At 57.2% G+C, this 18611-nt stretch carries 13 protein-coding genes; 9 read left to right on the top strand and 4 right to left on the bottom strand.

Annotated elements, in window-relative coordinates:
- Nucleotides 1-52 precede the first annotated feature (52 nt).
- Entirely contained in the window at nt 53-1375 is a 1323-nt protein-coding gene (gene xylA, locus EV102420_RS16610) for a xylose isomerase (protein ID WP_042394153.1), read from the bottom strand.
- A 317-nt stretch (nt 1376-1692) separates the two neighbouring features.
- Between xylA and xylF the strand changes: the two genes are divergently transcribed.
- The 4 genes from xylF (at nt 1693) to xylR (ending at nt 6740) form a co-directional block, all read left to right on the top strand.
- Nucleotides 1693-2685 carry a D-xylose ABC transporter substrate-binding protein gene (gene xylF, locus EV102420_RS16605; protein WP_042393979.1) on the top strand — a complete coding sequence of 331 codons (993 nt, stop codon included), beginning with the start codon at nt 1693-1695 and terminating at the stop codon, nt 2683-2685.
- 75 nt (nt 2686-2760) lie between these two features.
- On the top strand, nt 2761-4302 hold the full coding sequence (locus EV102420_RS16600) for a xylose ABC transporter ATP-binding protein (protein ID WP_042393975.1): 1542 nt from the start codon (nt 2761-2763) through the stop codon (nt 4300-4302).
- Complete coding sequence (gene xylH / locus EV102420_RS16595; protein WP_042393971.1) at nt 4280-5461, top strand: xylose ABC transporter permease XylH; 1182 nt, start codon at nt 4280-4282, stop codon at nt 5459-5461. Before EV102420_RS16600 ends, xylH begins: the two co-directional genes overlap by 23 nt.
- A gap of 100 nt (nt 5462-5561) precedes the next feature.
- Nucleotides 5562-6740, top strand: a complete 1179-nt coding sequence (gene xylR / locus EV102420_RS16590; RefSeq protein ID WP_042393970.1) for a D-xylose utilization transcriptional activator XylR — start codon at nt 5562-5564, stop codon at nt 6738-6740.
- 59 nt (nt 6741-6799) lie between these two features.
- Here xylR and EV102420_RS16585 read toward each other — a convergent pair whose 3' ends face one another.
- A complete protein-coding gene (locus EV102420_RS16585) occupies nt 6800-7705 on the bottom strand; it encodes a protein bax (RefSeq protein WP_042393967.1) in 906 nt (301 codons plus the stop codon).
- 314 nt (nt 7706-8019) lie between these two features.
- On the opposite strand from EV102420_RS16585, the gene EV102420_RS16580 reads away from it, so the two are divergent.
- Both EV102420_RS16580 and avtA read left to right on the top strand, forming a co-directional pair.
- Nucleotides 8020-10056, top strand: coding sequence for an alpha-amylase (locus EV102420_RS16580; RefSeq protein WP_042393966.1), 2037 nt, complete (start codon nt 8020-8022; stop codon nt 10054-10056).
- Nucleotides 10057-10180: 124 nt separating this feature from the next.
- A complete protein-coding gene (avtA, locus tag EV102420_RS16575; RefSeq protein ID WP_042393963.1) occupies nt 10181-11437 on the top strand; it encodes a valine--pyruvate transaminase in 1257 nt (418 codons plus the stop codon).
- Between the two features lie 47 nt (nt 11438-11484).
- On the opposite strand, the gene EV102420_RS16570 is transcribed toward avtA, so the two are convergent.
- Nucleotides 11485-12300, bottom strand: coding sequence for an AraC family transcriptional regulator (locus EV102420_RS16570; protein ID WP_042393960.1), 816 nt, complete (start codon nt 12298-12300; stop codon nt 11485-11487).
- Nucleotides 12301-12553: 253 nt separating this feature from the next.
- Here EV102420_RS16570 and EV102420_RS16565 point away from each other — a divergent pair, with 253 nt between their 5' ends.
- The gene (locus EV102420_RS16565; protein WP_042393957.1) at nt 12554-13954 is read left to right on the top strand and encodes an MFS transporter; all 1401 of its coding nucleotides are present in this window, start codon (nt 12554-12556) and stop codon (nt 13952-13954) included.
- 10 nt (nt 13955-13964) lie between these two features.
- On the top strand, nt 13965-15920 hold the full coding sequence (locus EV102420_RS16560) for a glycoside hydrolase family 127 protein (RefSeq protein WP_042393955.1): 1956 nt from the start codon (nt 13965-13967) through the stop codon (nt 15918-15920).
- A 99-nt stretch (nt 15921-16019) separates the two neighbouring features.
- Here the strand turns inward: EV102420_RS16560 and aldB are convergent, their stop codons facing one another.
- On the bottom strand, nt 16020-17558 hold the full coding sequence (gene aldB, locus EV102420_RS16555; protein WP_042393954.1) for an aldehyde dehydrogenase AldB: 1539 nt from the start codon (nt 17556-17558) through the stop codon (nt 16020-16022).
- A gap of 164 nt (nt 17559-17722) precedes the next feature.
- Here aldB and EV102420_RS16550 point away from each other — a divergent pair, with 164 nt between their 5' ends.
- Nucleotides 17723-18607 carry an ROK family protein gene (locus EV102420_RS16550; RefSeq protein WP_042393951.1) on the top strand — a complete coding sequence of 295 codons (885 nt, stop codon included), beginning with the start codon at nt 17723-17725 and terminating at the stop codon, nt 18605-18607.
- Nucleotides 18608-18611: the final 4 nt, after the last annotated feature.

The raw sequence follows: 18611 nt of genomic DNA, 5'->3' as shown, positions 1-18611 counted from the left end.
CGGCCTACAGGATCGTAGGCCCGGTAAGCGCAGCGCCACCGGGCATTGCAGACTATTTATCAAAAATATAGTGGTTAACCAGGTTCTCCAGCAGCTCCTGATGACCGCTCTGGTGCTGCGGAGCCAGGTTTTGCTGTTCAGCGTACTTCGCCAGCTCGGTCAGCGTAAGCTGCCCTTTCAGGATCTGCTGGCCTAGCTCACCATTCCAGCCCGCATAGCGCTTCGCCACGCGCTTATCCAGCTCGCCATCTTCAATCATGCGGGCCGCCACCTTCAGCGCCAGCGCCATGGTGTCCATCGCGCCAATGTGGCCATAGAACAGATCGTATTTGTCGGTGCTCTGGCGACGTACTTTGGCATCAAAGTTGAGGCCACCGGTGATAAAGCCCCCCGCTTTCACGATCTCATACATCACCAGGGCGTTCTCTTCGACGCTGTTCGGGAACTGGTCCGTATCCCAGCCCAGCTGCATGTCGCCGCGGTTGGCATCGACAGAGCCGAAAATGCCCAGCGCAATGGCGGAGGCGATCTCATGATGGAAGGAGTGCCCGGCCAGCGTGGCGTGGTTGGCCTCGATATTGACCTTGATCTCTTTCTCAAGGCCAAACTGCTTGAGGAAGCCGTAAACCGTAGCCACGTCGTAGTCGTACTGGTGTTTGGTCGGCTCCTGCGGCTTCGGCTCGATCAGCAGCGTGCCCTGGAAACCGATTTTGTGTTTGTGCTCGACCACCATCTGCATAAAGCGGCCGATCTGTTCACGCTCCTGGCGCAGATCGGTATTGAGCAGCGTTTCGTACCCTTCCCGGCCGCCCCACAGCACGTAGTTCTCGCCGCCCAGCTTATGGGTGGCGTTCATGGCAGTAACCACCTGGGTTGCTGCCCAGCTAAAGACCTCTGGGTCCGGGTTGGTCGCAGCGCCCGCGCCGTAGCGTGGGTGGGTGAAGCAGTTCGCCGTGCCCCACAGCAGCTTCACGCCGCTCTGCTGCTGCTTCTCGGCCAGAATGTCGGTCATGGTGGCAAAGTTATTAAGATACTCCTTCAGCGATGCGCCCTCCGGAGAGACATCGACATCATGGAAGCAGTAGTAGGGAACGTTAAGCTTGTGGAAAAATTCAAAGGCCACGTCGGCTTTGCGTTTTGCCAACGCCAGCGCATCGCCAGCCTGCTGCCACGGGCGCTCGAACGCGCCGACGCCAAACATATCCGCCCCGGTCCAGCAGAAGGTGTGCCAGTAGCAGGCGGCAAAACGCAGATGATCTTCCATGCGCTTGCCCAGCACGAGTTCGTCCGGGTTGTAGTGGCGAAAGGCCAACGGATTGGCAGTTTTCGGGCCTTCATAGCGAACGCGGTCAAGTTGGTCGAAATAGGCTTGCATATTCAGCTCCATAATCAATGTCTGCGGCAGGGGGTATCAGTGGCATTAATAGTGGATATTCGCCGGGCGTTGCTCAATTACGTTATTTCACACTGCTATTGAGAGAATGCACAAACGTGCGCTGGCTCTCAAATATTGATTTAGCGGCTTAAAATAAGATCGCGGTCATAAATTAGAAAATAAACCAAAAAACGTAATCGGAAGATAAAAATCAGTAATTGCCAGCCCGCAATAAGATGTTAAAAATTTGCTACGTCTGTCGCTGTGCATGTTTCTTTTATCTCAAGCCCGATAACCCTACAAAAGGTATTAATATTATGAAGATAAAGAACCTTTGCCTTACGCTTTGCGCCTCGCTGCTGCTTGCCAGCGTCGCGAGCCATGCTAAAGAGGTCAAGATTGGGATGGCCATTGACGATCTGCGTCTCGAACGCTGGCAAAAAGATCGCGATATCTTTGTTAAAAAGGCCGAATCGCTGGGGGCAGAGGTGTTTGTCCAGTCGGCCAACGGTAACGAAGAGACCCAGATGTCGCAAATTGAAAATATGATCAACCGTGGCGTTGACGTGCTGGTGATTATTCCCTACAACGGCCAGGTTTTAAGTAATGTCGTAAAAGAGGCCAAGCAAGAGGGTATTAAAGTATTAGCCTACGATCGCATGATCAATAATGCTGATATCGATTTTTATATCTCTTTCGATAATGAAAAAGTAGGAGAAATGCAGGCGCAGAGCCTGGTGAAAAAGGTGCCTGAAGGCAACTATTTCCTGATGGGTGGCTCACCGGTGGATAATAACGCCAAGCTGTTCCGGGCGGGTCAGATGAAAGTCTTAAAACCCTATATCGACAGCGGCAAAATTAAAGTAGTAGGCGACCAGTGGGCCGACGGCTGGCTGCCGGAAAACGCGTTGAAAATTATGGAAAACGCCCTGACCGCCAACAATAACAAAATCGATGCGGTTGTCGCCTCGAACGACGCCACCGCAGGCGGCGCAATCCAGGCTCTCAGCGCCCAGGGGCTGGCGGGCAAAGTCGCGATCTCCGGTCAGGATGCCGACCTTGCCGGTATCAAACGAATTATGAATGGTAGCCAGACCATGACCGTCTATAAGCCCATCACCGAGCTGGCGAATACCGCCGCTGAAATCGCCGTCGAGCTGGGAAATGGCCAGCAGCCAAAAGCCGACACCTCGTTAAATAACGGCCTGAAGGATGTCCCTGCCCGCCTGCTGACGCCTATCGAAGTAAATAAAGAGAATATCGACGCCACCGTAGTGAAAGACGGATTCCACAAGAAAAGCGAGCTGTAAGCATCACATCCTCCCCCGGCACACCGGGGGAGCGCCCTCAGGCACTGTTATTCCAACGATCCACGCGGAGCAGGTATGCCTTATTTACTGGAAATGAAAAACATCACCAAAGCGTTCGGAACGGTAAAAGCCGTCGATAACGTGAGCCTGGCGCTCAACGCCGGCGAGGTGCTGGCCCTGTGCGGTGAAAACGGCTCGGGCAAATCTACCTTAATGAAGGTGCTGTGCGGCATCTACCCGCACGGCAGCTACGATGGCGAGATCCTCTTTGCCGGTGAGCCGCTCATCGCCAGCCATATCCGCGATACCGAACGCCGGGGTATTGCCATCATTCACCAGGAGCTGGCGCTGGTTAAGCACCTGACGGTGCTAGAGAACATCTTTCTTGGCGCAGAGCTGACCCACCACGGGGTGATGGACTACGACGCCATGACGCTGCGCTGCGACAAGCTGCTCAAGCAGGTCAGCCTCGCCATCTCGCCAGATACCCGGGTAGGCGATCTGGGCTTAGGCCAGCAGCAGCTGGTTGAGATCGCCAAGGCGCTCAACAAGCAGGTACGGCTGCTGATCCTCGACGAGCCTACCGCCTCCCTGACCGAGCAGGAGACGGCGGTGCTGCTGGATATCATCCGCGACCTACAAAATCACGACATCGCCTGTATCTACATTTCACACAAGCTGAACGAGGTGAAGGCCATTGCCGACGTTATCTGCGTGATCCGCGACGGCAAGCCGGTAGGAATGCGCGACGCCGCAGGCATGAACGAAGATGCCATTATCACCATGATGGTGGGCCGCGAGCTGACCGCGCTCTATCCAAGCGAGCCGCATACGGCGGGAGATGAGATCCTGCGCGTGGAGCACCTCACCGCCTGGCATCCGGTTAACCGCCACATCAAGCGGGTCAACGACGTCTCCTTCTCCCTGCGGCGCGGGGAGATTTTAGGCATTGCCGGATTAGTCGGCGCCGGGCGCACCGAGGCCGTGCAGTGTCTGTTTGGCGTCTGGCCAGGCCGCTATGAGGGCAGCGTGTTTATCGACGGCCAGCCGGTGAAGATAAGCAACTGTCAGCAGGCCATCGCCCATGGGATCGCCATGGTGCCAGAGGATCGGAAAAAAGATGGCATCGTGCCGGTGATGGCCGTCGGCAAGAACATTACCCTCGCGGCGCTGGATCAGTTTTCCGGCACGCTCAGCACCCTTGACGATGCCGCCGAGCAGCAGTGCATTCTCAATTCACTGCAACGGTTAAAAGTCAAAACCTCCTCGCCGGAGCTGGCGATTGGCCGTCTTAGCGGCGGCAACCAGCAGAAGGCGATTCTGGCCCGCTGCCTGCTGCTCAATCCGCGCATTCTGATCCTCGACGAACCTACGCGCGGGATCGATATCGGCGCGAAGTATGAAATCTACAAGCTAATTAACCAGCTGGTACAGCAGGGCATTGCCGTCATCGTGATCTCATCCGAGCTGCCGGAGGTGCTGGGGCTGAGCGATCGGGTGCTGGTGATGCATGAAGGCCGGCTCAAGGCCAATCTCATCAATCACCATCTGACCCAGGAACAGGTTATGGAAGCGGCGCTGAGGAGCGAACATCATGTCGAAAAGCAATCCGTCTGAACTTAAGCTCGCCTCCCCGGCTCCCGGGGCCTTTAGCGGGTTAAAATCTCTCAATCTCCAGGTCTTTGTCATGATTGCCGCCATCGTGGCAATCATGCTCTTCTTTACCTGGATGACCGACGGCTCGTACCTGAGCGCGCGTAACATCTCTAACCTGCTGCGCCAGACCGCCATCACCGGCATCCTGGCCGTGGGGATGGTGTTTGTCATCATCTCCGCCGAGATTGACCTCTCCGTGGGTTCAATGATGGGCCTGCTGGGCGGTGCGGCGGCGATCTTTGACGTCTGGCTCGGCTGGCCGCTGCCGCTGACCATCGCGGTAACGCTGGTGCTGGGGCTGCTGCTGGGCACCTGGAACGGCTGGTGGGTAGCGTACCGCAAAGTACCGTCGTTTATCGTTACCCTCGCGGGGATGCTGGCGTTTCGCGGCGTGCTGATTGGCATTACCAACGGCACCACCGTCTCGCCCACCAGCGCGGCAATGTCGCAGATTGGTCAGAGCTACCTGCCGGATGGGTTTGGCTTTGGCGTCGGTGCGCTGGGGCTGGTGCTGTTTGTGCTCTGGCAGTGGCGCGGGCGGCTGCGCCGTCAGTCGCTGGGGCTGGCAACGTCGGCCTCCACGATGGTGGTTGGCAGGCAGGCGCTGACAGCGGTGGTGGTACTGGGTGCGATCTGGCTGCTCAACGACTACCGTGGCGTACCGACGCCGGTGCTGCTGCTGGTCTTCCTGTTGCTGGCGGGGATGTTTATGGCAACGCGTACTGCCTTCGGGCGACGGATCTACGCCATCGGCGGCAACATTGAGGCGGCGCGCCTGTCAGGTATTAACGTTGAGCGCACCAAGCTGGCGGTATTTGCTATCAACGGCCTGATGGTGGCCATCGCCGGGCTGATCCTCAGCTCGCGCCTCGGCGCAGGCTCTCCGTCGGCGGGGAACATTGCCGAGCTGGACGCCATCGCCGCCTGCGTGATCGGCGGTACCAGCCTCGCGGGCGGGGTCGGCAGCGTGGCGGGCGCGGTGATGGGGGCCTTTATTATGGCCTCGCTGGATAACGGCATGAGCATGATGGACGTCCCCACATTCTGGCAGTACATCGTCAAGGGAGCCATTCTGCTGCTGGCGGTGTGGATGGACTCTGCCACAAAACGCCGCACATAGCGGACAAATTCCATGGATGATCACACTGCCGGGGAAAATCTCTCCGGCTTTGTGCTGAATGTGATAATCAGAAACGGTGATTTATCAGGAAGAGATCAACATGTTTGCCAAGCGCCATCGTATCACCCTGCTGTTTAACGCCAATAAAGCCTACGATCGCCAGGTCGTTGAAGGCGTGGGCGAATATCTTCAGGCTTCCCAGTCGGAGTGGGACATCTTCATTGAGGAGGATTTCCGCATCCGCCTCGACAATATCAAAGAGTGGCTAGGGGACGGGGTCATCGCCGACTTCGACGACGGCGAGATCGAACGCGTGCTGGCCGACGTAGACGTTCCCATCGTCGGCGTGGGCGGCTCCTACCATCGCCCGGAGGACTACCCGGCGGTGCACTACATCGCCACCGATAACTACGCCCTGGTCGAGAGCGCCTTTCTGCATTTGAAAGAGAAAGGAGTGCACCGCTTCGCCTTCTATGGCCTGCCTAACTCCAGCGGCAAAGGCTGGGCGGCGGAACGGGAGTACGCTTTTTGCCAGCTGGTCGCGCAGGAGAAGTATCGCGGCGTAGTCTATCAGGGTCTGGAGACGGCCCCAGAGAACTGGCAGCACGCCCAGAACCGTCTCGCTGACTGGCTGCAAACCCTGCCGCCGCAGACCGGAATTATTGCCGTGACCGACGCCCGTGCTCGCCACGTGCTGCAGGTGTGCGAGCATCTGCATATTCCGGTCCCGGAGAAGCTGTGCGTCATTGGCATCGATAACGAGGAGCTCACTCGCTACCTGTCGCGGGTGGCGCTCTCGTCGGTGGCACAAGGCACGCGGCAGATGGGCTACCAGGCGGCGAAGCTGCTGCACCGCCTGCTGGATAACGAAGCGATGCCGCTCCAGCGGCTGCTGGTACCGCCGCTGCGGGTGGTGGCCCGGCGCTCGACAGACTATCGATCGCTCAACGATCCGGCGGTGATCCAGGCCATGCACTACATTCGCAATCACGCCTGCAAAGGGATTAAGGTCGATCAGGTGCTGGATGCGGTAGGGATCTCCCGCTCGAACCTGGAGAAGCGTTTTAAGGAGGAGGTAGGAGAGACCATTCATGCGATGATCCACGCAGAGAAGCTGGAGAAGGCCCGCAGCCTGCTGATCTCAACCTCGCTGTCGATTAACGAGATTTCGCAGATGTGCGGCTACCCATCGCTGCAATACTTCTACTCGGTGTTTAAGAAGGAGTACGGCAGCACGCCGAAGGATTACCGGGATCGCTATAGCGAGATAGTAATGTAGAGAAGGTAAGTCACGTAGGCCGGGTAAGCAAAGCGCCACCCGGCATAACGAAGACAAAATTACATATGCGCCGCGATCAACCGCTGGTTGTCCTGGTACATAGCAAACAGATAGTTGTTATAGCGCTGGCCCTGCGTCGAATAGCCGCTGAGCTTGTGGATCATGGTGCTGGCAGTCACTTCCTGATCCGCTTTGCGCAGCTGCGCACGGGATTTACGGAACGACGCGTACGCCGGGTTGGTGTTGAGATTAGCCGCGTAGGCGCTCACTGACTCTTTAACCGAGTCAAACTGAGAGTACCCTTTCACCGTGCCCGGGCCGTTGTTACAGCGGCCTTTCGCACACTTCATGCCGAACAGGTTGTTGTTACTGCGCGCCAGCTTCGACGTACCCCAGCCGCTTTCGGCTGCCGCCATGGTGGCAACCATGCTGTCAGGGATAATGTCGACGCGATCCAGCAGCGTATTCCATGGGATGCGGCGGGTATTACCCGACCAGCTCACCTTGTAACGCTTAGCGATGTCTTTCAGACGCGCACGCTCGGTCGGCGACCAGCGATTGTCGTACTGTTTAGACACCAGCCAGTTGCGCTCAGCGGTAATCGCAGCATTTTGGCTAGTGATGTAGGGCATAACCGTCCGGAGAAACGCCTTTTTCCTTGGTGTTCCGGAAGGGTATTTTCGCAAATCAGGAAGTGAACTGCTCTTTGCACTATTGCGAGAATACTCTTGTTTACTGCTTGCCAGCGTACTACTAACTTTTTTACTGCTAACCTTTTTACTGCTAATCGTTTTACTGCTAACCTTTTTACTACTGCTTAACGTTTTACTGTGCTTATGGCTGCTTGTGTGGGCTGTATAACTCGTTGTCTGTGCGTGCGTTTTCGCAATCACCTCACCTGAAAATGCCGTGGTGAGTAACATGAGTATCGCAGCCCCATATCGTCGAATGGGAGTCGATATCATTAGGTCTCCTGGTCGGATTGATGCATTCCAACACCTTATTTTTACAAGATTTTGAGAGCGGAATCTCAAATTGTATCAAAAATACCCCTCGGGAGCACTCTAAGAAATAGTCCATTTCCTAATTGGTGTCATCAACCGAATGGATCTACAGCATGCAAAATAGTCAAAAATTGCGTGGCCTATCACAAACTTCCCTCTAAATGTGGCGCAGATCGCTCAGCCTTTGACCTCCACCCTGGCAAACGCCCGGCAGGGATGAGTTTACCCGGCGCAACGGGTGGCACACTGATGGAAACTCTGGAGAGGATGCCATCATGCAACGCTGTGCCCTTGCGCTTTTACTGCTTCCCATCACCGCCTGGTCCGAATGGACTGCGCCCGGCTTTCCCGCGTTCAGCGCGACCGGCAGCGGGGTTTACCACAGTGAGGCTACGTTCAAAAAGGGTACCACTCCTCTTACCTTAAAAAGTGACAATGCGTGCTGGCAGCCTGCCACTGCCCCTAAGCTCAACCAGATGCTATCGCTTCAGCCCTGCACCGGTGACGCGCCGCAGTGGCGTATCTTTCGCGACGGCGACTACGCGCTACAGATAGATACCCGCTCGGGTACGCCAACGCTGATGCTGACGGTAGCCGCCCCGCCTGCAGCGGAGGCCAACACCGCCGCCCTGCGCCAGTGTCCGGTATGGGATGGCAAGCCGCTAACGGTCGATGTAAGTAAAACCTTTGCCGAAGGTAGTCAGGTACGTGACTTCTATAGCCAGCAGGTTGCCACGGTGAGCGGAGGGAAAATCACGCTCCAGCCCGATGCTAACAGCGGTGGCCTGCTGCTGCTTGAGCAGGCCGATGCGCCTGCGGTTGCGCCCTTTAGCTGGCACAACGCCACCGTCTACTTCGTCCTTACCGACCGCTTCGTCAACGGCGACCCAGCCAACGACAATAGCTATGGCCGTCATAAAGACGGTATGCAGGAGATTGCCACCTTTCACGGCGGCGACCTGAAGGGGCTCACCAGCAAGCTGGACTATCTCGCTGGGCTGGGGGTTAACGCGCTGTGGGTTAGCGCGCCCTTTGAGCAGATCCACGGCTGGGTAGGCGGCGGCACCAAAGGCGACTTCCCGCACTATGCCTACCACGGCTACTACACTCTGGACTGGACGAAATTGGATGCCAACATGGGCAGCGAGGCGGATCTCCGCGCGCTGGTCGACGGCGCGCACCAGCGCGGCATTCGCGTGCTGCTGGACGTGGTAATGAACCACACCGGTTACGCCACGCTGGCGGATATGCAGACCTACCAGTTCGGCGCGCTCTATTTGCAGGGCGAGGAGCGACAGAAGCTCCTCGGCGAAAGGTGGACGGACTGGAAACCCGCTGCCGGACAAAACTGGCACAGCTTTAATGACTACATCAACTTTAGCGATAAAGCGGCGTGGGAGCAGTGGTGGGGCAAAAACTGGATCCGCACCGACATCGGCGACTACGACAGCCCCGGCTTTGACGATCTCACTATGTCCCTCGCGTTCCTGCCGGATATCAAAACCGAATCCACTACCCCGTCTGGCCTGCCGGTTTTCTATCAGCATAAGCCCGACACGCGGGCCAAAGAGATCTCCGGCTATACGCCGCGTGACTACCTGACCCACTGGCTCAGCCAGTGGGTGGGCGAATACGGCATCGACGGTTTCCGGGTGGATACCGCTAAGCATGTGGAGATGGCCGCGTGGCAGCAGCTCAAGACCCAGGCAACGGCGGCCCTGACAGAGTGGAAGCAGGCGAACCCGGATAAAAAACGCGACGATAACCCGTTCTGGATGACCGGCGAGGCCTGGGGCCACGGCGTGATGCAGAGCGAATACTATCGCCATGGTTTCGATGCGATGATCAACTTTGATTACCAGGAGCAGGCGGCCAAAGCCACTGACTGTCTCGCAAATATGGTACCGATCTGGCAGCAGATGGCGGACAAGCTGCAGGATTTTAACGTCCTGAGCTACCTCTCCTCTCACGATACCCGCCTGTTCCGCGAAGGTGGTCAGCGGGCCGCCGAGCTGCTGCTGCTGGCTCCTGGTGCGGTGCAGATCTTCTATGGCGATGAGTCGGCGAGACCTTTCGGCCCTACCGGCTCCGATCCGTTGCAGGGCACGCGCTCGGACATGAACTGGCAGGATGTGAGCGGTCAGTCAGCGGCTACTGTGGCGCACTGGCAGAAGCTCGGGCAGTTCCGCGCTCGTCACCCCGCCGTGGGGGCAGGTAAACAGTCAACGCTGGAGCTGGCCCAGGGCAGCGGATTTATGCGTGAAAACGGCACAGATAAAATTATGGTAGTGTGGGCAGGGAAACAGAATTAACGTCTGACGGTAAGACTGTCTTTAGCATAAAAACACGAAGCGCAGGCAGGCCAGCGATTTGCACCGCGCCTGCGCTAGCGTTAAGGTGTGCCAATTTTAAAATCAGACCGACAGAACACCTGCTATGACATTTTCACTTTTCGGCGACAAATTCACCCGCCACTCAGGCATCACGCGCCTGATGGAGGATCTCAACGACGGCCTGCGCACGCCCGGCGCGATTATGTTAGGCGGCGGTAACCCGGCGCAGATCCCGGAGATGACCGACTACTTCCAGAAGCTGCTGGCGGAGATGCTTGCCTCCGGCAAAGCCACTGATGCGCTGTGCAATTATGACGGTCCACAGGGGAAATCCGAGCTGCTGGTCGCGCTGGCGGATATGCTGCGCACCACGCTAGGTTGGGATATTGCGCCACAGAATATTGCACTGACTAACGGCAGCCAGAGCGCGTTTTTCTACTTGTTCAATCTGTTTGCTGGTCGCCGTGCCGATGGAACCACCAGAAAGGTGCTGTTCCCGCTGGCTCCGGAGTATATCGGCTATGCGGATTCCGGGCTGGAGGAGGATCTCTTCGTCTCTGCGCGTCCGAATATTGAGCTGCTGCCGGGCGGCCAGTTTAAGTATCACGTCGACTTTGAGCATCTGCACATTGGCGAAGAGACGGGCATGATCTGCGTCTCCCGGCCAACCAATCCGACCGGCAACGTCATTACCGACGAGGAGCTGATCAAGCTGGACGCCCTGGCGAACCAGCACGGCATCCCACTGGTGATCGATAACGCCTACGGCGTGCCCTTCCCGGGCATCATCTTCAGCGAGGCGCGCCCGCTGTGGAACCCGAACACCATTCTCTGCATGAGCCTCTCCAAGCTCGGCCTGCCCGGCAGCCGCTGCGGCATTATCATCGCCAATGAGCAGACTATTTCGGCGATCCGCAACATGAACGGCATCATCAGCCTTGCCCCCGGCGGCATTGGCCCGGCGATGATGTGCGAGATGATCAAACGCAACGACCTGCTGCGCCTGTCGGAAACGGTGATCAAACCGTTCTACTACCAGCGCGTGCAGGAGACGATGGCCACGCTGCGCCGCTATCTGCCGGAAGAGCGCTGTCTTATTCACAAGCCTGAGGGAGCCATCTTCCTCTGGCTGTGGTTTAAAGACCTGCCGATCACCACCGAACTGCTCTATCAGCGCCTGAAGAAACGCGGCGTGCTGATGGTGCCCGGCGACTACTTCTTCCCAGGCCTCGACAAGCCCTGGCCGCACACCCACCAGTGCATGCGCATGAACTACGTGCCGGATCCGGAGAAGATCGAAGCTGGGGTGAAAATTCTCGCCGAAGAGGTGGAGATTGCCTGGCAGGAACGAGCTAATTAACACTGTTGTAGGCCGGGTAAGCGCAGCGCCACCCGGCGTCTTAGCGTTCAGGAGTTAATATGCTCCTTACAGTATCGCCGCTTCCAGATGGCGGGCGTCAGGCCAGTATGCTTGCGGAAGATTTGCCGGAAATAACCTACGTCGCTAAAGCCGCACAGGCCAGCCACCTCTCTAAGAGAGCGCGCATCGCTAATAAGGAGCTTCTCTGCTGCCCGCACGCGCTGGCGATGAATGGCTTCGGTGAGCGTCAGGTGAAAAACGCGGCGATAGATCCGTCCCAGGTAATCTGCGTTGCAGTGAAGCTCTCTGGCGAGCATGCTGGTGGAGAGGGGGAGATGAAAGCGGGTACGGATAAGCTGCTGTGCTTTCCACGCGAGAGCAGCACCGCTGTCGTTGCTCTCCTCTCTGATCTGTTCGCCTGGGGTCATCTGCTGCAAAATCATCAGCAGGATAAATTCAAGCGCTGCCGTTCGCTCTAGCTTCTCCTGCTCGCTTAGAAACTGCCGAAAAAGAGAGATCATATATTGTGGATCGCGGATCCGCATATGCTGCGGAATGGAGAGCATACTCACCCACGGTGACCGACCTACCTCTGCTTCTACCTCAAAATGCAGCCAATAAAATTTTAGATCCGCCGGGAAATCATCAACGCCAACGTGTCTGCGTCGCGGCCAAAGCAGCAGGCTCTCTCCGGCATTAACCTGAAACAGCATCTCCTCTTCACGGATCGCCAGCGTCCCCTTTTCGACAAAAATAATCTCCCAGGAGTCAAGCCTGCGTGAAGGGTGCCTGCCAACGCCCCGAGAGATAAATAGCCCGCCGTTTTGCACCTTGACCGGAAGTGCTATGGATAATTCGAGCATAAATATATCAATTCTCGCTTTTCAGACCGATCATTAACATCTTTGCTATTGATTATTAATAAATTAATACGAATTTGCCCGATCGGCTTCACATTTTCAAAATCAAGTCGGAATCGTCATCTTTTTATACTTTTTTATTGCCTTGTTGCCCGATATTTAAAAGGCAGAATTAATCAGGTCATTTCCAATAACAGCGCTGCCCTTGCGGGCGGATAGCTAATAAAAGAGATCTCCACCCTACGAGGAGTTATCTATGACCTCTACACCGATTACCCATACAGGCATTGCTCAGGGTGCGGTTGACGATAAACTGTCAATTCGCGAAAAGATAGGCTACGGCCTGGGCGACGCAGGCGGCACGGTTATTACCTGCCTGATCATGAATTTTCTTACCTTTTTCTATACCGACGTTTTTGGCCTCACCCCGGCGCTGGTGGGCACGCTTTTTATTGCCCTGCGCGTTTTTGACGCCATTTCCGATCCGATCATGGGTGTCATCGCTGACCGCACGCAGAGCCGCTGGGGACGCTTTCGTCCCTGGCAGTTGTGGGTGGCGATCCCCATCGGCATCATTGGTGTACTGACCTTTACCGTGCCGGACGCTGGCATGGGGGTAAAAATCGCTTGGGCGTTTGGTACTTATTTGCTGCTCTCTGTCGGCTACACCGCGATTAACGTCCCCTACTGCGCGCTAATTAATACCATGACCACACGCCATAGCGAGGTAATCTCCTGTCAGTCATGGCGCTTCGTGCTGTGCGGCGTAGCGGGTTTTCTGGTTTCGGTCGGCCTGCCGTGGATGGTCGATCTCTTCGGCCAGGGGAGAGTCGCCAAAGGCTACCAGCTGGGCGTCGGCGTGCTGTGTGCAATTGCGGTTGTGATGTTCCTGTGCTGCTTCTTCTGGGTCCGCGAGCGGGTGCCGCTGGCGCTGATGGGCAGATTTACCCTGCGTGAACACCTGGCCGGGCTGCGTAAAAACGATCAGTTGCTTTTAATGCTGGTGATGTCCTTCCTGTTGATTAACGTCTTCAACATTCGCGGCGGGGGCTATATGTACTTCATCACCTATGTGCTGGAGGGCAGTACGGCCTACACCTCGCTGTTCTTTACGATGGTGACCTTCGCCTCGATCCTCGGTTCCGTTATCGTCAACCCGCTCACCCGCCGTATCGATGCCGTTAAGCTCTACTACTATACCAACCTGGTGCTGGCCGCGCTGGCCGTCGGCATGTGGTTTTTGCCGGGCGGCCCGCAGTATCAGACGCTGTGGCTGGCAATCATCCTGGGTAACGGCATTATCCTTGGCTTTACGTTACCGCTGCACTTCTCGCTGATGGCTTTCTCCGATGACTACGGCGAGTGGAAAACTGGCGTACGCTCGTCAGGCATGAACTTCGCGTTCAACCTGTTCTTTATCAAGCTCGCCTGGGCCTCAAGCGCGGGAATTATCAGCCTGGTATTTATTGTCGTGGCCTACCAGCCCGGCACTGGCAATCAGACCACCGCCTCGCTACAGGGGATCACCGCGATGGAAACCCTGCTGCCTGCCCTGTTCCACTTACTGCTGGCACTAGCCGTTCGCGTCTGCAAGCTCAATAACCCAATGATGGCGCGTATTTCAACCGACCTGCGCCAGCGTCATGCCCAGTCCTGAGGAGAAGATGATGACTATCATGGAAACCGACCTGCATAAGCTTAACGTCACCGATCCGTTTTTAGGCCAGTACCAGCGACTGGTGCGCGAAGTGGTGATCCCCTATCAGTGGGATGCACTGAACGACCGTATTCCCGAAGCCGATCCCAGCCATGCAATTGAAAACTTCCGCATTGCCGCTGGTCTCTCTGAGGGTGAGTTCTATGGCATGGTTTTTCAGGACAGCGACGTCGCGAAGTGGCTGGAAGCTGTGGCCTGGTCGCTGTGCCAGAAACCCGATGCCGAACTTGAGAAAACGGCTGATGAAGTAATTGCGCTCGTTGCGGCAGCACAGTGTGACGATGGCTACCTGAACACCTACTTTACGATAAAAGCGCCTGCCGAACGCTGGACTAACCTCGCCGAATGCCATGAGCTATACAGCGCCGGACACATGATCGAGGCTGCGGTGGCGTACTTTCAAGCCACCGGCAAGCGCAGCCTGCTGGAGGTAGCCTGCCGTCTGGCGGACTACATCGACAACGTGTTTGGTCCTGGCGTTAATCAACTTCAGGGTTATGACGGCCATCCGGAAATTGAGCTAGCCCTGATGCGCCTGTTTGAGGTGACCCAGGAGACCCGCTATCGCGATCTGGTGAATTTCTTCGTTGAGCAGCGTGGCACGCAGCCGCACTTTTACGATAAGGAGTTTGCACAGCGCGGCGGCACTTGGTTCTGGCCTAACCATGGCACGGCGTGGATGGTGAACGATAAAGCATATAGCCAGGCGCACCTGCCGCTTTCAGAGCAGCAGAGCGCAATTGGCCATGCGGTGCGTTTTGTCTATCTGATGACCGGCGTTGCCCACCTGGCGCGGCTCTCCGGCAATGAGCGCCTGCGCCAGGACTGCCTGCGGCTGTGGCAAAACATGGCCCAGCGCCAGCTCTATATCACTGGCGGCATTGGCTCACAAAGCCGGGGAGAGGCGTTCAGCAGCGATTACGACCTGCCGAACGATACCGTCTATGCCGAGAGCTGCGCCTCGATCGGGCTAATGATGTTTGCCCGCCGGATGCTGGAGCTGGAAGGCGACAGCCAGTATGCCGACGTGATGGAGCGTGCGCTCTATAACACCGTGCTGGGCGGTATGGCGCTCGACGGTAAACATTTTTTCTATGTAAATCCGCTGGAGATCACCCCGAAATACTTGAAGTTTAATCACATTTACGACCATATCCAGCCGGTTCGCCAGCGTTGGTTTGGCTGCGCCTGCTGTCCGCCCAATATTGCTCGCCTGCTGACCTCTATCGGCCATTACATCTATACCCCGCGCCCCGATGCGCTGTTTATCAATCTCTATATAGGCAATAACGTAGAGATCCCGGTGGGGGATAAGCCGCTGCGGGTGCGTATTAGCGGCAACTATCCGTGGCAGGAGAGCGTTGAGGTTCGCATCGACTCACCCCAGCCAGTGCAGCATACGCTGGCCCTGCGCCTGCCTGAGTGGTGCTGCGATCCGCAAATTTTGCTCAACGGCGAAGCGGTACAGGGTGAGGTACGCAAGGGCTATATGCATCTCAGTCGGCTCTGGCGTGAAGGCGACACGCTATCGCTAACGCTGCCCATGCCGGTCCATCGCGTCTATGGCAACCCGCTGGTGCGCAGCGTCGCTGGCAAGGTAGCGATTCAGCGCGGCCCGCTGGTCTACTGCCTTGAAGAGGCTGATAACGGCGAGGCGCTGCATAACGTCTGGCTACCGAAAGAGAGTGAATTCAGGCTTGTGGAAGGGAAAGGGCTCTTTGCCCATAAGGTGCTTATCCAGGCCGAAGGCGCGAAGCAGATCGCTGCGCAGCCGGAGCAGCAGCAGCTGTGGCACTTCGATACTGCCCCCGTCACACCAGAGCCACACACGCTGACCTTTATTCCGTGGTTTAGCTGGGCCAATCGCGGCGAGGGTGAAATGCGAATTTGGGTGAATGAGGGATAATGTTCAGCCATGGTAATGCCCGGCGGCGCTACGCTTGCCGGGCCTACACTGTGCACGGACCGTAGGCCGGGCAAGCTTGCGCCGCCCGGCGATAGGGACTCAGAACAGACCGAGCGGTTTATCCGAATAGCTCACCAGCAGGCACTTGGTCTGCTGGTAGTGATCCAGCATCATCTTATGGGTTTCGCGCCCGATGCCGGACTGCTTGTAGCCGCCGAATGCCGCATGGGCGGGATAGGCGTGGTAGCAGTTGGTCCAGACGCGTCCGGCCTGAATACCGCGCCCCATCTTATAGGCCAGGCTGCCGTTGCGGCTCCAGACGCCCGCGCCCAATCCGTACTGGGTATCGTTGGCTAGCTCCAGCGCCTCTTCCACGGTTTTAAAGGTGGTGACGGCGAGCACCGGGCCAAAGATCTCCTCCTGGAAAACGCGCATGTTGTTCTGCCCAAAAAGAATGGTCGGCTCCAGGTAATAGCCCTCTTTCAGCTCGCCCTCCAGCAGCTTGCGCCGCCCGCCGGTGAGTACGTCCGCCCCCTCGTTTTTACCGATGTCGATGTAGTTCAGGATGGTCTCCATCTGCCCCTGTGAGACCTGCGCGCCCATCTGGGTGACGCTATCCAGCGGGTTGCCGCTGCGGATGCTCTCTACCCGGCGGATAGCGCGCTCCATAAAGCGCTCGTAGATCGACTCCTGCACCAGCGCCCGGCTTGGACAGGTACAGACTTCGCCTTGGTTAAAGGCGAACAGGGCAAAGCCCTCCAGCGCCTTATCGAAGAAGGCATCCTCCTCGTCCATCACGTCGGCGAAGAAGATGTTCGGCGACTTGCCGCCCAGCTCCAGAGTGACCGGAATAATGTTCTGGGTCGCATACTGCATGATCTGCTGGCCCACTTCGGTGGAGCCGGTAAAGGCCACCTTGCTGATGCGTTTCGAGGTAGCAAGGTACTCACCAATCTCGCCTCCCGCGCCGTTGACCACGTTCACCACGCCCGGCGGCAGTAGATCGCCCACAATCTCCATCAGTAGCAGCACGGAGAGCGGCGTCAGGCGCGCGGGTTTTAAGACGATGCAGTTCCCGGCGGCAAGCGCAGGTGCCATCTTCCAGCTTGCCATCAGCAGCGGGAAGTTCCACGGGATGATCTGCCCAACTACGCCCAGCGGCTCGCGGAAGTGGTAGGCCACCGTCTCGCTGTCTACCTCGCTGATGCCGCCCTCCTGGGCGCGAATACAGGAGGCAAAATAGCGGAAATGGTCAATCGCCAGCGGCACGTCGGCTCCGCTGGTTTCACGGATCGGCTTGCCGTTATCCCAGGTTTCAGCGGTCGCCAGCAGCTCCAGGTTCTGCTCCATGCGATCGGCTATCTTCAGCAAAATGGCTGCCCGATCCTGCACGGAGGTATGCGCCCACTTATCTTTCGCCTTGTGGGCCGCGTCCAGCGCCAGATCGATATCACGCTTGCCTGAGCTGGCAATTTCACACAGCGGCTGGCCGGTGACCGGGGTCAGGTTCTGGTAGTACTCGCCGTCGGCCGGGGGAACCCAGTCGCCGCCGATAAAGTTTTCATAACGCGCTTTTAAGGTAAGAGGATAACCGTATTCGCCAGGCTGGATGCGGTTGGCGGGAGGATTGTTTGTCATGGCCGTCTCCTTGCAGGGGTGTCCTTCAAGGGTAGCCGGGGTGGATAAAAAAGAAGCAATCAGATTGCCGCTTTTCGACGCTGTTCACGTATTACCTTACTTTACATTCTCCCGTCTGGCCTGAGCCATAATTAAGCGTAAGGAACCGGAAAAGGGAAATACCTATGCACTACTTTATTGGTTTTGATGTCGGGGGAACCCACATCAAGCATGGCCTGATTGACGAGCATGGCGAAGAGCTCTCTTCGGATGAGTTTGATACGCCTGAAGATGAAGCGTCGTTTAAAAAAGCGTGGAAAGAAGTCGTTGAAACTTACCAAAAAGATCATGAAATCGCTGGCATCGGCGTCAGCTTTCCTGGCCATATCAACGTGCATACCGGCAAAGCGGCAAAAGCGGGCGCACTGGACTTTATGGATGGCGCAAACCTGCACGATCTCTTCTCGACCCTCACCGATCTGCCGGTAGTGGTGGAGAACGATGCCAACTGTGCGGCGCTCGGCGAGCGCTGGCGCGGGGCCGGACAGGAGTTTGAGAACTTTGTCTGCATCACCGTAGGAACGGGCATTGGCGGCGGAATTATCGTCAACGGTGAGCTGTTCCGGGGCGTGCACTTCCACGCTGGTGAGTTTGGCGTGATCCCCGTAGGCAACAACGGTGAGTGCATGCACGAGGTCGCCTCCGGCAGCGGCCTGATGAAAGCCTGCCGCCAGGCGCTGGCGGTCTCCGCCGACGAGCTGCCGCACGGTAAAGAGCTCTTCGAGCGTATGGACAGCGACGTCCATCTGCGCGAAGCCATTAATGAGTGGGCGCTGTTCCTGGCGCGCGGAGTCTATAGCGTGATCTCCATGTTCGACCCTGAGGCGGTGCTGATTGGCGGCGGGCTGAGCGAACAGGAGAAAGTTTACCAGCTGCTCGATCGTCACCTGGAAACCTTTGAGATGTGGGAGGCGTTGCGCGTGCCAATCCACCCCTGCAAGCTGGGTAACCAGGCGGGCAGACTGGGGGCGGTGTGGCTGGCGAAGCAGAAGATCGCGCCCGGTGAATAGGGCG

Source organism: Pseudescherichia vulneris NBRC 102420 (assembly GCF_000759795.1).
Lineage (GTDB): Bacteria > Pseudomonadota > Gammaproteobacteria > Enterobacterales > Enterobacteriaceae > Pseudescherichia > Pseudescherichia vulneris.
Note: the sequence above shows the minus strand (reverse complement) of the source record. Positions and strands in the feature narration are given on the sequence as shown.

Coding starts and splice junctions, on each gene's coding strand:
- EV102420_RS16565 (WP_042393957.1), top strand. CDS start 12,554: ATGACCTCTACACCGATTACCCATACAGGCATTGCTCAGGGTGCGGTT.
- EV102420_RS16580 (WP_042393966.1), top strand. CDS start 8,020: ATGCAACGCTGTGCCCTTGCGCTTTTACTGCTTCCCATCACCGCCTGG.
- xylH (WP_042393971.1), top strand. CDS start 4,280: ATGTCGAAAAGCAATCCGTCTGAACTTAAGCTCGCCTCCCCGGCTCCC.
- xylF (WP_042393979.1), top strand. CDS start 1,693: ATGAAGATAAAGAACCTTTGCCTTACGCTTTGCGCCTCGCTGCTGCTT.
- aldB (WP_042393954.1), bottom strand. CDS start 17,558: ATGACAAACAATCCTCCCGCCAACCGCATCCAGCCTGGCGAATACGGT.
- EV102420_RS16560 (WP_042393955.1), top strand. CDS start 13,965: ATGACTATCATGGAAACCGACCTGCATAAGCTTAACGTCACCGATCCG.
- EV102420_RS16550 (WP_042393951.1), top strand. CDS start 17,723: ATGCACTACTTTATTGGTTTTGATGTCGGGGGAACCCACATCAAGCAT.
- EV102420_RS16570 (WP_042393960.1), bottom strand. CDS start 12,300: ATGCTCGAATTATCCATAGCACTTCCGGTCAAGGTGCAAAACGGCGGG.
- EV102420_RS16600 (WP_042393975.1), top strand. CDS start 2,761: ATGCCTTATTTACTGGAAATGAAAAACATCACCAAAGCGTTCGGAACG.
- xylA (WP_042394153.1), bottom strand. CDS start 1,375: ATGCAAGCCTATTTCGACCAACTTGACCGCGTTCGCTATGAAGGCCCG.
- avtA (WP_042393963.1), top strand. CDS start 10,181: ATGACATTTTCACTTTTCGGCGACAAATTCACCCGCCACTCAGGCATC.
- EV102420_RS16585 (WP_042393967.1), bottom strand. CDS start 7,705: ATGATATCGACTCCCATTCGACGATATGGGGCTGCGATACTCATGTTA.
- xylR (WP_042393970.1), top strand. CDS start 5,562: ATGTTTGCCAAGCGCCATCGTATCACCCTGCTGTTTAACGCCAATAAA.